Annotated in this window: 12 protein-coding genes and 1 riboswitch; of the genes, 7 read left to right on the top strand and 5 right to left on the bottom strand. The window is 54.4% G+C overall.

Going from position 1 to position 14,491, the window contains the following annotated elements; genetic code table 11:
- Positions 1-2: 2 nt before the first annotated feature.
- From sucC to BK816_RS06715, 3 genes are all read right to left on the bottom strand, one after another.
- A complete protein-coding gene (gene sucC / locus BK816_RS06705; protein WP_071164481.1) occupies positions 3-1,181 on the bottom strand; it encodes an ADP-forming succinate--CoA ligase subunit beta in 1,179 nt (392 codons plus the stop codon).
- 192 nt (positions 1,182-1,373) lie between these two features.
- A complete protein-coding gene (locus tag BK816_RS06710; protein ID WP_071164482.1) occupies positions 1,374-2,873 on the bottom strand; it encodes a hypothetical protein in 1,500 nt (499 codons plus the stop codon).
- Positions 2,873-5,596, bottom strand: a complete 2,724-nt coding sequence (locus BK816_RS06715; protein ID WP_236842312.1) for an ATP-dependent helicase — start codon at positions 5,594-5,596, stop codon at positions 2,873-2,875. The genes BK816_RS06710 and BK816_RS06715 overlap by 1 nt, the downstream gene beginning before the upstream one ends.
- A 131-nt stretch (positions 5,597-5,727) precedes the next feature.
- Positions 5,728-5,840: riboswitch (TPP riboswitch) on the top strand.
- Positions 5,841-5,899: 59 nt separating this feature from the next.
- Between BK816_RS06715 and BK816_RS06720 the strand changes: the two genes are divergently transcribed.
- The 4 genes from BK816_RS06720 to BK816_RS06735 all read left to right on the top strand — a co-directional run bounded on the left by BK816_RS06720 (position 5,900) and on the right by BK816_RS06735 (position 9,579).
- Positions 5,900-6,499: an ECF transporter S component gene (locus tag BK816_RS06720; RefSeq protein WP_204377213.1), complete on the top strand. Its 600-nt coding sequence runs from the start codon at positions 5,900-5,902 to the stop codon at positions 6,497-6,499.
- 78 nt (positions 6,500-6,577) lie between these two features.
- A complete protein-coding gene (locus BK816_RS06725) occupies positions 6,578-8,131 on the top strand; it encodes an ABC transporter ATP-binding protein (RefSeq protein WP_071164484.1) in 1,554 nt (517 codons plus the stop codon).
- Positions 8,124-8,975, top strand: coding sequence for an energy-coupling factor transporter transmembrane component T family protein (locus BK816_RS06730; protein ID WP_204377186.1), 852 nt, complete (start codon positions 8,124-8,126; stop codon positions 8,973-8,975). Before BK816_RS06725 ends, BK816_RS06730 begins: the two co-directional genes overlap by 8 nt.
- 1 nt (position 8,976) lies before the next feature.
- Positions 8,977-9,579, top strand: coding sequence for a nucleoside/nucleotide kinase family protein (locus BK816_RS06735; RefSeq protein ID WP_083379130.1), 603 nt, complete (start codon positions 8,977-8,979; stop codon positions 9,577-9,579).
- On the opposite strand, the gene BK816_RS06740 is transcribed toward BK816_RS06735, so the two are convergent.
- Both BK816_RS06740 and BK816_RS06745 read right to left on the bottom strand, forming a co-directional pair.
- Positions 9,544-10,302, bottom strand: a complete 759-nt coding sequence (locus BK816_RS06740; protein ID WP_083379131.1) for a LuxR C-terminal-related transcriptional regulator — start codon at positions 10,300-10,302, stop codon at positions 9,544-9,546. The genes BK816_RS06735 and BK816_RS06740 overlap by 36 nt on opposite strands.
- Positions 10,299-11,582, bottom strand: coding sequence for a sensor histidine kinase (locus BK816_RS06745; RefSeq protein ID WP_156982001.1), 1,284 nt, complete (start codon positions 11,580-11,582; stop codon positions 10,299-10,301). The genes BK816_RS06740 and BK816_RS06745 overlap by 4 nt, the downstream gene beginning before the upstream one ends.
- Before the next feature lie 124 nt (positions 11,583-11,706).
- Here BK816_RS06745 and BK816_RS06755 point away from each other — a divergent pair, with 124 nt between their 5' ends.
- From BK816_RS06755 to BK816_RS06765, 3 genes are all read left to right on the top strand, one after another.
- Positions 11,707-13,464, top strand: coding sequence for a PspC domain-containing protein (locus tag BK816_RS06755; protein ID WP_083379132.1), 1,758 nt, complete (start codon positions 11,707-11,709; stop codon positions 13,462-13,464).
- Between the two features lie 2 nt (positions 13,465-13,466).
- Complete coding sequence (locus BK816_RS06760; protein WP_071164488.1) at positions 13,467-13,691, top strand: hypothetical protein; 225 nt, start codon at positions 13,467-13,469, stop codon at positions 13,689-13,691.
- 76 nt (positions 13,692-13,767) lie between these two features.
- Entirely contained in the window at positions 13,768-14,418 is a 651-nt protein-coding gene (locus tag BK816_RS06765) for an HAD family hydrolase (protein ID WP_071164489.1), read from the top strand.
- Positions 14,419-14,491: the final 73 nt, after the last annotated feature.

Below are 14,491 nucleotides of genomic sequence, written 5' to 3' on the forward strand. Positions count from 1 at the left end.
TTTCAGGCTTGTGGGCGCGCAGCGGCGGCTAGTTTGGCGGCAGTGGCAGCAGCCCCGTCCATGGTGTCACAGGTGGTCACGAGAGGATGGTTGGCTTTGGCTAAGATTTCTCGACCGGCCTCGACTCGGTTGCCATCAAGGCGAACCACGATTGGCTTAGTCGCTTTATCACCCAGAATATCGAGGGCTTGAACAATCCCATTCGCGACTTGATCGCATGCGGTAATACCACCGAAGACATTGACGAGGACGGAGCGAACTTGTTCGTCTTCCAAAATTAGTTTCAAACCTGAAGCCATCACTTCAGCGTTTGCGCCACCACCAATATCGAGGAAGTTAGCAGGTTTAACTCCGTCAGCTTCACCGGCGTAAGCCACCACATCCAAGGTGGACATAACTAGACCGGCACCATTACCGATCACGCCAACTTCACCGGCTAAACGCACATAGTGAAGACCGAGTTCTTTAGCTAGCTGTTCGCGAGGATCCGCGGCACTTTCATCCACCAAGGAAGCGTGTGCCTGGTGACGGAAAGAAGCATTGTCATCAAGTGACACCTTCGCATCAATCGCGAGGCATTCTCCTCTTGGGGTCATAACTAAGGGGTTAACTTCCACCAAGGTGGCGTCCTCGCCCTGGTAAACCTCCCAGAGTTTAACTAGCACCGGAGCGACTTTTTCATGATTCTCAGCTGGAATCTTAGCTGCCTCACAGATTTCTAGTGCCTTTGCATGATCAATCCCGACCTGCGGATCTAGCCCAATCTTGGCCAAGTCGTCTGGATGTTCCTTTGCCAAGGTTTCAATGTCCATCCCGCCTTGGGCGGAGCACATGCACAAATGACGGCGATTAGTTCGGTCCAAAATGATTGAGAAGTAATATTCCGAAGCAATATCACAAGCCTCAGAAACCATTACCTGCCGTACTTTATGCCCCTTAATATCGAGGCCGAGGATTCGGTCGGCTTTTTCTTGAGCCTCAGCAGCAGTCTTTGCTAATTTCACGCCACCGGCTTTTCCGCGACCACCAGTTTTCACCTGCGCTTTAATCACTAGCAGAGGCACATTCAGTTCTTTTGCCGCGCTTTCAGCATCCTGGGCGGTGGTCACTACCCGATCGGGTAACACCGGCACATCATAGTGTCGGAAGAGCTCTCGAGCCTGGTATTCGTAGAGGTCCAATGTGGTTCCTTTCGGGCCGATCAAGGTAGTTTCGGCAGAGCTAGCAACTAGTTACAGCTCTACGTTAAACGTCATTATCTATTGTGCCACTTTCTGCCCAGTGCGCACGTCACAAACCCGCAAGTTTCTAAGCTAGTTTTTATTCGGGCAGTAGCATGTCCAGTCACCTATTTAGTGAGCAGAAGAAGCGTTTTATGATTCTGGGCTAGCCGGCGTCGATTCTATGGTTGTAGGTGCTTCTACCGTCGGCACTTTCGCGTCCTCGGGAGTTACGGTTGGTACTTTTTCACCACGATTCGGTAGGACTATTCCTTCATTTGGATTATCCAAAACCACCACCGCGTGCGGTGCGGGGGACGTGGGCGACAAAATATTCGCCGGCAGAGCAGCTAGCGCCCAAACAAATAAACAGAAAGCTGCCGCAATCCCCGCAGCGATCGGACGGCGCCACTTTGCTTCCAAGGAATGGAGCCATGTGCCTACGTCGTAACCGCCTCGCAGTTGCCAGTCTTTCAAAATGAGCCACCAGCAAAGCGCCGCTGCGACAAGCGCCGTTACCACCGTTACCAACAAACGAATAGCCGCGCCCCGCACGTCGCTGACTGGCCCAAACCAGTGTTCTTGCACCAAGTAGATGGGGGCGATGGCCAAGAAAGTGCTGAGCCACCATCCGCGCCCTCGGCCCACGAAAATCTGGGCAAGGGCAGAGAGCAAGTTTGTCGGCAAAGTCAACAAACCGATTAGCAACGCCAGCAAAAGCAGCTGCATGACGATGATCAGAGTGACTTGGAGGTTAAGCGTGGCGGCCCGAGGAATGAAATATCCGAGGGCGCCCACCCCACCTAACGCCAATACCAAAATGGCATACGACCAAAAACCTTGGAACTCATTTTCCGTGGCTCCATCTCGCCTAGTCAACGCAAATAGTCCGGCAGCAAGGGCAGCTCCAAGTAGAAGAGGGTAGCCCGCACCCCAAGTAAACCAACGCGAAGGCAGATCGACTTGATGTTCCGGTTTAGCCAGCCACAAGGAGAGCATAATCATCACGCCAAGAATTAGGGCAACTACGCTACTCAAAGCAAAATGCCGGGTATTACTTGGACGTTTACGTTCTAACGGAGCACTCACCCAGCCGAGGGCGGCCATCACCCACGGCCAAAGCAATACAAAAATGGCGTAAGCACTGAGATACCAAGTGGCTTGTAGCCATGGCCAGTTACCGCCTACCGCCGCGATTGCCTCGCTATTTTTCGAGGATTGTGCCCCCGTAAATGTGAGTTCCCAGGGCAGGTTCGCGTAAAAGAAGGTGCGCAGAATCTCGGGTCGTCGTCCCGCACCAGCTCCACTAAAAGCGGCAAGAGGCACCACCCAAAGAAGGAAAAATAGCAATGCTGGATAGGTGTTTCGCAGCTGTAGATTCCACTCTTGCCAGAGATTAAAACGACCAGTTTGTACTGCTTGTTGGCAAAGTCGCCAAGTGTACGCGAAGCCGAGGACGAGGCCGCTTAATCCCGCGGCTGCCGGACGCAACCACCACCAGGTGGGCCAGGCAAAGCTGGCCGCATAAGCTACCAGCGCCAGCCAAAATGACAGCCGAAGCACTGGGGCATACTGGGTAGGGAAAAATTCTGGTGCAGGCACCCGAGTAGTTTGGGCGGTAGTGCTTTCTACCGTTTCTGTACTAGTACTCATTAAATTGCCGTCACCTTCTTAAATCTGGCCATAATACGCTTACTGGTGCCGTTGTCGAAGTCGATGTGATAGACCAAGGAAGCACCTTGTCCGCTGGTTTCTCGCACGGTGCCATCACCGTAGGCACTGTGTGTAACTCGGGTTCCGGCCGGATAGTTGGGCCAATCACCGCTGGCCCCGGCCGAGGCTCCACTTTGTTGCTGGCGTTTGGCCACGCGGGCCGCAGCGGTGGGACTAACCGGGCGTTCACTACCTGTGAGAGTGCTTCTTAGACCCTGGCCCGAACCAATCGCAGGGGCAAAATCGTCATCCTCACTGCGAGGAGCGCGCACGTGTCGGTAACCGCCTACTCCTCCCCCATAGTTTTCCCGTCCGGAACGAGGGTAGCTACTACCATAACTTCCTCCCCAGCCGGTGGAGACGAAGGGGTGGCTGGGCACTAGGGTGCGATCGGTTTCAAGCACAATCTCAGCTGGCAATTCATCAAGGAAACGTGAGGCAACTTTCTCAATACTCTTGCCCCAAGCGGTTCGCATGTGAGCGCGGGTGAGGTACAAGCGCTTTCGTGCGCGAGTGATCGCCACATAGGCTAGGCGGCGTTCTTCTTCTAGCTCGCTTTGGCTGTACATGGCTCGCTCATGCGGGAAAGTTCCGTCTTCCATCCCGGTCACGAAAACCACGGGGAACTCTAGACCCTTGGCGGTGTGCACGGTCATCAGGGTGACTTCGCCCTGGTCATCTTGGTTAGGTAGCTGGTCAGTATCCGAAACTAGCGCCACTTTTTCGAGGAAGTCTGCTAGGTGATCGCCTCGCTCAACGTCTGGTGGTAGTTCTTTTTCCAGCATGTTTTGCAATTGTTCAAACTCGCTGGCCACAGAGTGGAGTTCTGCCAGGTTTTCGATCCTAGAGACGTCTTGGAGATCAGTCGAGGCTCGTAGGGCAGCAAGGTAACCGGAAACATCTAGGAGGTGATCGAGGAGGACGGCCACGCCCTCGGCAATTTTCAGGCGCGATTGGAAGATCATGGCTGCGAACTCGGCGAGGGATTTTTCGGCGCGAGTGGACAGTCCAGTAACCGGCGGAAGTTTGCCGATTTGAGGCCACAGTTCGTCGATTTCAGCTTGCACGGCTTCACTGGCATTGCCTTGCGACAGGACTAGACGAGCCATGGCCGCCCCGGTGCTCTGCTGGTAGGTGTTGGCCCACTCGTTGACCATGGCGATGGCTTTGGCACCAATCCCCCGTCGGGGGGTGTTGACGATGCGGTTAAAAGCCACCACATCATCTGGGTTGTGGGTCAACTGGAGGTAAGCGATAGCGTCCTTGATTTCGGCGCGATCGTAGAACTTGGTGCCGCCAACCACGCGGTAAGGAATTCCGTTGCGGGTTAGCGCTTCTTCAATCGCTCGCGATTGGGCGTTTGTTCGGTAGAAAACAGCAAAGTCACCGTATTGGTATTGCCCGGCCAATTCGTCAATTTCTTTAATGATGAAGTTGGCTTCTTCGCGGTCCGAGGGCGCGGCATCGATGACGATTTTGTCGCCTTGACCGAGGTCGGACCATAGTTCCTTGACTCGACGGTTTTGGTTTTGGCTGATGATGGCGTTGGCGCCCGAAAGAATGTTCTGGGTGGAACGGTAGTTCTGGTTCAGGGTGATAACCCGAGCATTCGGGTAGTCCTTTTCGAACTCTTCGATATTGCGGATGGTGGCGCCGCGGAAAGCGTAAATGGACTGGTCGGAGTCACCCACCACGGTGAGTTCTGCCGGTGGCACCCCGTCGCTGCCGTCGCCGGTGAGTAGTGCGGCCAGCATGTACTGGGCGTGGTTGGTGTCTTGGTATTCGTCGATGAGGATGTGGCGGAAGCGTCGGTGGTACATTTCTGCCACGGCTGGCTGGGTTTGCAGTAGCTGTACCGTGAGCATTATCAGGTCGTCAAAGTCGACCGCGTTGGCTTCCTTGAGGCGTTCTTGGTAGCGCTGATAGACGGTCACTAGGTGCTGCCCGAAGGGATCTGCCGGAGCAGATTCGCCGTAGGCATGCGGGTCAACGAGTTCATTTTTTAGGTCGCTGACGCGTCGGGAAAAGTTCTTTGGTGGGAACTGTTTCGGGTCTAGGTTTAGGTCTTTACAGACCATCGTCATTAGTCGTTGCGCGTCGGTTTGGTCGTAAATGGTAAAGGTTGATTTCAGGCCGAGGGCGTCCGCGTGCTTGCGCAGAATCCGCACGCAAGCCGAGTGGAAGGTGGATACCCACATGCCCCTCGCTTGGTTGCCAATCAGGGCAACGGTGCGTTCACTCATTTCTGCCGCAGCTTTATTGGTGAAGGTGATAGCTAGGATTTCAAAGGGGCGCGCTCTACCGGTGGCAATCAAGTGTGCGATGCGGTGAGTCAGCACTCGAGTTTTGCCTGAGCCGGCACCGGCCACCACCAGCAGGGCGGAACCGCCATGAGTTACTGCCGCACTTTGCTCTGGGTTTAGCCCAGTCAATAGTTTAGTGATTTGAGCGTTGCGTTCAGCTTCTAGTTCTGCCGGGTCAAGGTATTCCCCTGCCGGGCCGAGGGCGGGATCATAGCCGGCTCCGACCTCGGTTGGCACCATCTGCGCGGCGGTGTTTGCAGCCATTTGCGCCCACAAATCAGCCCCTTGACTGGCGCCCATGTCGCCTAGGTTTAGTCCGGGGAGTACTGCTGGTGAAGGCTTTGAAAACTGCTGATCCATAGTGCCTCTAGATTAGCTTGTGGCCTTTAAGGGAGCAGGGAGCAACACGGACGAAAAAGGCGACTTGAAAGAAATCGCTAGCTAGACCACATTTTCAGTACTTGTCTGTGACCAGCGCAATGTGTAAAAATAGGGGCGAACACGGGAGCCCGGAAGGATCGGGCTGAGAGGAAAGCTTTTCGCTTTCGACCGTTTGGACCTGATCCGGGTAATGCCGGCGCAGGAAGGTTTCCTCAAATTTTCCGTGCCCCTCTCGCGAGGATAAAAGTTATTCTCGTTCGCATTTTGCAAAAGGAGCACATGATGGCTAACTCTGCCTCCTCATGGCGCGTAATCGACATTGTTACTGCCGCAGTTCTAGGCGTTGCCTGCGGTCTCATTTTCTTTGTTTGGAACTCCGTCGGGGGTAACTTGTGGGGAATGTTTGATTCTCTCACCCCTGGTTTGGGCGGTCTGGCCGTGGGTATTTGGCTACTCGGTGGCGTTTTGGGTGGCCTGATTATTCGCAAGCCTGGCGCCGCCTTGTTTGTGGAAGTTTTGGCCGCAACCGTTTCCATGGCGATTGGTAGCCAGTGGGGCATCTCAACCATTTACTCCGGTATCGCTCAGGGTCTTGGTGCGGGCATTGTTTTCGCTCTCTTTGGTTACAAGCGTTTCGATTTGCCGGTCGCTATGTTGGCCGGTGCGGGCGCTGGCATTGGTGCTTGGACCTTGGAAATGTTCGTAGGTGACACCCCGAACTACATGATGGGCTTTAGCTACAACGCAATTTATTTGGTGAGTTTGATTATCACCGGTCTTTTCTTGGCCGGTCTGGTAGCTTGGCTACTAACTCGCGCTTTGGCTTCTACTGGCGTGCTTGATCGCTTTGCCGCCGGGGCTAATGCGCGCGTGGTTGACTGATAATGATCCTAAGAAAAGATAACTAGTCGTGGTAGCCAAAGTAGTGCGGGACTGAGGCTACCCAGAGTCGAGGGCGAGATGACCGGTGCCAGCGTAGTTGCGAACCAGTGGGGTTGGCGGCACGCTTCGCGACGCCATTTCGCCCTCGATAATCTTTCTTTGGAGATTTCTCCCGGGGAAAAGGTGCTCCTTTTGGGGCCTTCTGGGGCGGGGAAATCAACTTTGCTTCATGCCTTGGCGGGGGTGCTTGAACCCGATCAGGGTGAAAGCCATGGCGAGCTACTTTTGGATGGCCAGCCGGCCCAATTGGGCCAAACGCAGGTGGGGCTCGTGCTCCAAGATCCTGCCAGTCAGGTGATTGTGGGCAAGGTCGGCGATGATGTGGCCTTCGGCCCTGAATCTCAGTGCGTGCCCCGACCAGAAATTTGGCAACGAGTCCAGGCTTCTTTGGCCGCAGTCGGCTTAGAAGTGGGTTTTAATCGACCGACCAACGCTCTGTCTGGCGGGCAGAAACAACGTATGGCTTTGGCGGGGTCTTTGGCGATGGGGCCACAGTTGCTGCTACTGGACGAACCCACTGCGAACCTTGATCCAGAAGGCATTTTGGAAGTGCGCGATGCCATTTTGGCGGTCCAAGCAGCGACCGGTGCGACTTTAGTGGTGGTTGAGCACCGCGTACCGATCTGGGCAAAGCAAGTGGATCGCATCATTGTCTTAGAGCGTGGCGGTGGGGTTCGCGCTAGTGGCCGACCAGATGAAATTTTGGCGGATCTAGGTCAAGAACTTTCCGAGCAAGGCGTTTGGATTGAGGATTTCCAGCGCCCTACTCCCCTACCTAAGTGGTCTGCGAAGAAGCCGGCTGACGCCGGCACCCCAATTCTTTCAGCTCGCGATTTGACCATTGGTTACCAGGCAGATCATCCCGTCCAAGAGAAATTGAACTGCGATATTTTGGCTGGGATCTCCACTTGTATTACGGGAGTCAATGGTGCCGGTAAATCTACTTTGGCTTTAACTATGGCTGGGCTTTTGCCCGCTCTTTCCGGCCAAGTTTTGGCTGCACCTACGCTTCGTCGTCCGCACCCAAATGATCCTCGGCCCAGAAAAGCCCTTTGGGGTAAGCGCCGCAAATTTAACAAAGTGTTGGCCGATACTGGTTTGCTGCCACCTGATCCGCATGATTGGGAATCGAAGCATTTATTGCCGCGCATAGGTACGGTTTTCCAGGCTCCCGAGCACCAGTTTCTAACAAGCACGGTTAGGCAAGAATTGTTAGTCGGTCCCCTCGCCCTGGGCGTAAATCAGGCCGAGGCGGAAGCGAAGGCGGATGAGGTCTTGGCCCGTTTGGGACTGCTGAAATTAGCGAAAGCCAATCCTTTTACGCTTTCGGGTGGGGAAAAGCGTCGCCTGTCGGTGGCCACGGTTTTGGTCAGCTCACCCCAAGTGATTTTTCTTGATGAACCAACCTTTGGTCAGGATTTGAAAACTTGGCGAGAGTTGGTGGCATTACTCAAAGACTTGGTCAATCAAGGGGTTACCTTGGTTTCAGTCACCCACGATGAGGCCTACTTGGACGCCCTCGGACAACAGATTCTGCACGTTGATGAATCGGGGGTGAAAGTAATTGGCTGAGCAAGGTGAAGCAACTTTTTATGTCCAACCCGATCCTAGTTTGCCAGCGGTTGATTTGGGGCCATACGGCGCTCCAACGCTGACTAAGCCTGAGACTTTTTTGGCTAGCGTTAATCCCTTAGCGCGTCTGCTAGCTTTGGCCCTACTTTCAACCCCCTTAATGGCCAGTGTGGACTGGGTCAGCGCATTGGTCGCACTAGTATTGGAACTACTAGTTCTGTGGGCTGCAGGCGTCAACCTTTGGTACTTACTGAAGCGCACTTGGTTCCTGTTTTTGCTGGCACCGTTTACTGCAGTGACGATTTTGTTTTATGCCCATCCGGCAGGTCAAACCTATTGGCATTGGGGTTTGATTCATATTTCTGAAAACTCGGTTCAGCTGGCTTTGGCTAGTTTGTTGCGTGTAGTGACTTTAGCTTTGCCAGCAGTGGCTTTGTTCTTGCATACGGATCCCACTCGGGTAGCTGACGCGATGGCGCAAAATGGCGGTCTGCCTACGCGCTTTGTGTTGGCGTCCTTGGCGGCGGTACGCATGACTGGGCAGCTAATGAATGAGTGGCGAGTGATGGAACTGGCGCGTCGTGCGCGCGGTTTGGCAGACGGTAATCGCTTTAAGCGTTTTGGGCAGATGACTTTTGCCATGTTGGTGATTGCTTTGCGTCGTGGTGCTGATCTTTCCACGGCCATGATTGCTCGCGGTTTTGGGACGGGGGAACGTAGTTGGGCTCGTCCTTCGTTATGGCGTGCTCGCGACTGGGTGGCAGTTTTTGTTGGTCTGGCGATTTCCCTGTTGGCCCTGTCAGCTGCTGTTTGGGCGGGCACTTTCCGCTGGTTTGGAGGCTAAAATGCCTCCCACTAAATTGCCTGATGTGTTGTCAGATTCTGCTTGGCAGCAACTTTTGGCCGAGCTGGCCCAGCTTGAGAGCACGCGACCAGTCCTTTTAGTGGATGGTCCTTCTGGTAGTGGGAAAACCACCTTGGCCACTTTTTTAGCGAAACAGCTTCCTTTGGCCCTCCCCCAGTGGGCTGACCTGCAGTTGGTTTCGCTGGATAGTTTTTACCCTGGTTGGCAGGGCTTGGCTGCCGCGTCTACCATGCTGGCCGAGGACGTCCTCGCCACGCAAAACCCCGGTTTCACTAGTTGGGACTGGGAAGCAAACCGGCCTGGCACCTGGGTGTCGATTTCTCCTACCCGACCACTACTAGTTGAAGGGTGTGGGGCTTTGACCCGACAAAGTCGGCCGTTAGCAGATTATGCCCTTTGGGTGGAATTGCCTGAGACAATCCGCAAGGAGCGTGCTTTAACCCGCGATGGGGACACTTTTGCCCCGCACTGGCAGGAATGGTTAGCTCAGGAACAAGCCCATTGGCAGCAAAACCGCCCTTGGGAGCTGGCTGATTTATCTTTACCGCTAAACGATGTGTCGTCTGGCTGCCCAGCGCGTTAGTTCGTTGCGGTTGGATAATTGTAGTTTTCTGAGCACGCTGGACATGTGCGTTTCGATGGTTTTTACCGAAATGAAAAGTTCGGCGGCCGCTTCTTTGTAGGTGTAACCGCGGGCAATGTAGCGCATGACTTCCCGTTCGCGAGCCGAAAGGCTATCTAGTTCTTCTTCCCCAGTGTCAACCTTGGCGGTACCAAAAGCATCGAGGACGAAACCGGCTAGCCGAGGCGAGAAGGCGGCATCGCCTTGCGAAACACGTTTTATCGCGTCAACTAGTTCGTCTGCCGGAATACTCTTGGTGACATAGCCGCGGGCGCCCGCTCGGATTACCCCAACCACGTCCTCGGCCGCATCCGAAACTGACAGGGCTAGAATCCGACAGTCTTGGTTTGCGCAGGCGCGAGCGACCTCGATCCCGCCTCCCCCATTGCCACCTGGCAGGTGCACGTCAAGGAGAACGACCTCGGGCTTTAAGTCGCGGATAGTGCTAATGGCCGAGTCGACATCTACCGCGGTCCCCACGACTTCTAGTTCTGGGTAATTGGCTAAAGCCCCGCAAACGCCGCTGAGGAACATGGGATGGTCATCAACTACCACTAACCGGAGGGTTTGGTTTGCTGCGCCTGCCTGCGGCTGGGCAGACTCGGTTTGCGCCCCGACCACGTCTTCGGGCTTTTGGTCCAAGCCGGCCGATTCGTTGGGTAGTTCAGCTTTGGACGGCGTCATGATGTTTCCTCAGTTTCTTGGCTCGTTTCCATCGATGGTAGACAAATTTGCACTTCGGTGCCTTGGGCTAGTCGCTTGTATTTGACCTGACCGCCATGATTTTGGGCGCGCTGCAGGAGTGAGTCGCGGATCCCGTGCCGGTCTGCCGGTACCTGTTGGAGCTGGGTTAGATCGAAGCCTTTCCCATGGTCGCGCACGAAAATTTGTAGCTCAGGGGTAGTTTCGACATACACACTATAGGGTGGGCTGGCGTGTTTGGCCGCGTTTGTCAGGGCTTCTTTCAGCAAGGAGGTAGCCACCGGCGCGATCTCTCCCACTGGCCGGTCTTGCGTAGTGACTACTTCAATCCGGCAGTTCCATTCGTCCTCGATTTGGGCGGCCACTTGTTCACAAAGTTCCCCAATATTTTGGGTTCGGGGGTCCTTACTTTCTTGCTGGCCGAGGGCGGTTTCCTGCCTCAAACCGACCTCAGAAGCAAAATTGTTTGGACGATTTTGGGGCATTTCGCTGCGGTCTTTGCCTTCATAGAGCCAGGCACGTAGCTGTCGTTCTTCTCGGCGAGCAAGCGTGCGAACTTTTTGTTCATCACCTGCATTGCTTTGGATTAGGGCCAGAGTTTGAAGTACCGAGTCGTGTAGGTGCGCGGCAATATCAGCGCGTTGCCGATCGGCCACGGCTTTGGTTTCTACTTTTGAGATTTGGGTGCGGATTGTTTTCCATAGTGGAGCCCCGATCAGCACTATGGTGAAAAGAATGACCAAAAGAGTGAAAGCGATTTGAGCAAGTTCCCCAGGCTGATTGTTAGGCGCTAGCCAAACGATTAAGGCAACAACTACCAGGGTAATGCCAGTGCCAATCTGGGCCCAGTTGATGGTTTCTTTTCCTAGGTTTTGCCAAGCTAGCCAGATCCCAATAAAAATGACCAAAATACTGGCCAAAGGTACTATCCCTTTGCTGGCAGGAGAAGGAACTACAGTACTCGCGATAATTGCCAGTGCACTGATTAAGGCCACCCCAGCTAGGGCTAGAAAGATTTGTCTGGTGACTTTCGTGGCTGGGGACTTTACGTGTGGCTCCTTCACGAGTGGTGCCGCCACCGTAATCCGCGACGCCTCTACCCGATTATCAGCGTTCGCACCTACCCAAGCTCCAGTATTGGCACCTTGTGGAGACCTCGACCATGAATCTGGAGGTATCTGACCGTATTTTCCGCGTGGAGGATTCCACCCAGGAACCATGGCCCCAGGGTTTCCTGGCGGTAAATACGTTTGCTTTTTCACCCTTACAGTCTGCCATGCTTTGGCTTTTTTCTCGATTCCCTGAAGCTTTTACGGGGGCGAATCAGGGGTTTTTCAGGGGTGTCCCTGATACCGCTGGGGCCAACTTCCACGGGAGAATAGTTACATGACAAACAACGGCTATTACTCACAGTCCCCGAAAGGGTTTTTTGATTCAATCCGCGCTAGCGGCTATTACCGAGCTTATCCTCGCGTGCTTGGTGGGGTCTGCTCGGGTCTTAGCCACCGCATGGGCTGGGATTTGACGCTTTTGCGAATACTTTTTGTCTTAAGTTTGATTCCTGGTTTCGCTGGAGCCCTCGTCTATTTGGTGGCTTGGCTTTTGCTTCCCGAGGGCGCTACCGGCCGGATTCCAGCCGAGGACTTGTACTTTAAGATCAAGCACGATTCCAACACTTGGATCCCAGTGGGGATTGGCATTCTAGTGGTGCTCTTCTTCGCTGGCTTGGTCAGCTTGAATTTGCTACCGGTTATCTTCCTGATCGGATTATTTGTGCTGGTTCTTTGGTTGTGGCAAAAGTCCAATCAAGGCCAGTCCCCTTGGCCCCCATTCCAGGCTGGACCAAGCAATCCGAACCAAGGCCCACAGGGACCAAACGGATACCCGAACCAAGGTCCACAAGGGCCCGGCGGCAACCCAAACCAAGGCCCACAAGGCCCAGGTGGATACCCCTATCAGGCACCATACACACCAGGCCCAGCCCAGAGCTTCGATCCCGAAGGGGCTGGCACCACTTCCGAAACGTCGAATCCGTACCGGCCAGGATACGTGCCGACGCCAGCAAGCCCAGATCCCTCGATTCCAGATTCTGCCACCGGTTCTTCTGACGCCGAGCCTTCCACGGCAGAAGAGCCGCAAGCAGAAAAACCTCAAACAACTGAGTCGACGATTAACCACGAAAGCGATTCAGCCACTGACCAAGATTCAGCCTCTCAGTTTCACCAGACGAAGGAGAACCCCATGTCGCAGCAACCTCCCTACCCAAATTCGTCGGAGGGTTTTGCCTACCGGCAGTCAGCACCTCAAGCTCCGCAAACCCCTTGGCAGAGCCGGCAAACACCCTCGGCCCGCTTCAATATGTTATTGCTGGCAGTGCTCTCTTTGTTCTACGCGATCTGCATTTGGTTCGGTAGTGGCAACCAAGCCGAGCCTGATAAGTGGCTCTTAATTGCTCTGTGCGGCACGATTGCGATTGTTGGCTTTGCTCTCATCACCATTGGAATTCGCGGTCAACGCGCTGGCGTCCTCGGGATTGTCGCCTGGATTGTCATGCCAATCTTTGTGATTACCGCCGGTTTAACGGGGATGGCAGTCAACTTCGAAACCCGCGATCTGGCCAAAACTGCGATGGAACAGTTAGCTCCAACCGATTCTGACACCACGATTTTTGGGGAACGAAAAATTTATGTGCCCAAGGATCGCAAGGTAACTTACAAAGTAGAATTAAATGCCGGCGATATTGATTGGGATGAGGTTCCTGGGCAACTCGTCCTCGTCAATTACACTGGCACGGCCACCCAAAATGACGACGACCAGCTAAGCGGAGTGAACTTGAAAGCAACCTTCACCAATGGTGATATTGCCGAGGCCGACACCTACCCCACTAGCACCATCACGGTTCGTGCCGGAAAGATTACTTTCTTGCCAGGTAATGACTCGACAGCCCCTACCCCAAAGCAACCGAAGGAGGGAAGCATGACTAGTCCCACCCCAGAACAGCCTAAGGACAAGGTCAATCGACCAAGCGAAACCACCGAGTTGCCGCTGCCAACCCCAGGGCCGAAACCGGTTCCTCGTCCCGAACCGGTGAAGCCGACCCCATCGGTCGACAGCCAACCAACTCCTAGCCAGAAAGTGAGCTGATCATGACTTCCCAGAATATGGAAACCGCTCAGGTACCAGTAGAGCAGGAAGATCGTAGTCTCAACCCGTGGCCCATTTTGGGCGGGGTGGTGCTCTTGTTCTTCGCGATTGTGCCACTGTTGACCTTATTTGAACTGGCCGTTAACTGGACCTATATTTTCGCAGCGATCCCATTGACGATGGCGGTAATTTTCGTTTACCTCGCCTTCCAGTTCAAAAAAGAGTAGCTGCAACTATAAACTAGGGTTCAGCCCGCCACCTTTGGCTCGGGTTGGGCCCTAGTTTTCTTTGAAGGGAGTTGCGATGAGTGAGCAGGTACGACCTCGGCTGGTGCTTTTCGATATGGATGACACTTTGGTAGTTACTCGTGCCGTCAAATGGCAGCAGCATCAGTTCGTGGCCAAGGAAGAGTACGGTTTGGACTTGAGCGAAGAAACGTTGGCCCAGCATTGGGGTCAGCCTTTTGGCCCAATGCTTTCCGCGCTCTATCAGCAGGCGGCTCCCGAGGCAGAGTTGATTGCCAACTATCGCAAATACCATGATCTTTATCCGAAGTTGGAACAGCCCGGAGCTGTTGCTGGGGTGAAAGCGTTGCTCGCCGCTGGCTATCAGGTGGGGGTGTTAACTTCCATGATTAACGAGGTCGCCGCCGCCGATTTGGCCCGCATGGGGTTCCCGATTGATGATTTCGCCATGCTATTAGGTGCGGATAATACCGAGTTCCACAAGCCTGACCCTCGGGTATTTGCTCCAATTGCCGACTATGCCAGCCAGCAAGGTTGGGATCTTTCCGAGGTCGTTTATGTTGGCGATGCCTTAATCGACGAGGTGGCCGCCAGTGGCGCCGGGCTAGGCTTTATCGGTGTCACCACAGGAATGGCTCAGGCGGAAGATTTTCCGGCCGGTACTCCGGTGTTTCCGGGAGTGGCTGCAGCTATCAACAGCCTGCTCTAGGAGGGCCGCAGGCAATACCAGCTTATTGAAAACATGAAGGTGGTGGGGTAAACCGATTTGGTTTACCCCACCA

This window comes from Boudabousia tangfeifanii, assembly GCF_001856685.1.
Classification (GTDB): domain Bacteria; phylum Actinomycetota; class Actinomycetes; order Actinomycetales; family Actinomycetaceae; genus Boudabousia; species Boudabousia tangfeifanii.

Excerpts from the sequence above, each read along its gene's own strand:
- BK816_RS06710 (WP_071164482.1), bottom strand. The coding sequence starts at position 2,873 with ATGAGTACTAGTACAGAAACGGTAGAAAGCACTACCGCCCAAACTACT.
- BK816_RS06740 (WP_083379131.1), bottom strand. The coding sequence starts at position 10,302 with ATGACGCCGTCCAAAGCTGAACTACCCAACGAATCGGCCGGCTTGGAC.
- BK816_RS06760 (WP_071164488.1), top strand. The coding sequence starts at position 13,467 with ATGACTTCCCAGAATATGGAAACCGCTCAGGTACCAGTAGAGCAGGAA.
- BK816_RS06755 (WP_083379132.1), top strand. The coding sequence starts at position 11,707 with ATGACAAACAACGGCTATTACTCACAGTCCCCGAAAGGGTTTTTTGAT.
- BK816_RS06720 (WP_204377213.1), top strand. The coding sequence starts at position 5,900 with ATGGCTAACTCTGCCTCCTCATGGCGCGTAATCGACATTGTTACTGCC.
- BK816_RS06765 (WP_071164489.1), top strand. The coding sequence starts at position 13,768 with ATGAGTGAGCAGGTACGACCTCGGCTGGTGCTTTTCGATATGGATGAC.
- BK816_RS06735 (WP_083379130.1), top strand. The coding sequence starts at position 8,977 with ATGCCTCCCACTAAATTGCCTGATGTGTTGTCAGATTCTGCTTGGCAG.
- BK816_RS06725 (WP_071164484.1), top strand. The coding sequence starts at position 6,578 with ATGACCGGTGCCAGCGTAGTTGCGAACCAGTGGGGTTGGCGGCACGCT.
- BK816_RS06715 (WP_236842312.1), bottom strand. The coding sequence starts at position 5,596 with ATGGATCAGCAGTTTTCAAAGCCTTCACCAGCAGTACTCCCCGGACTA.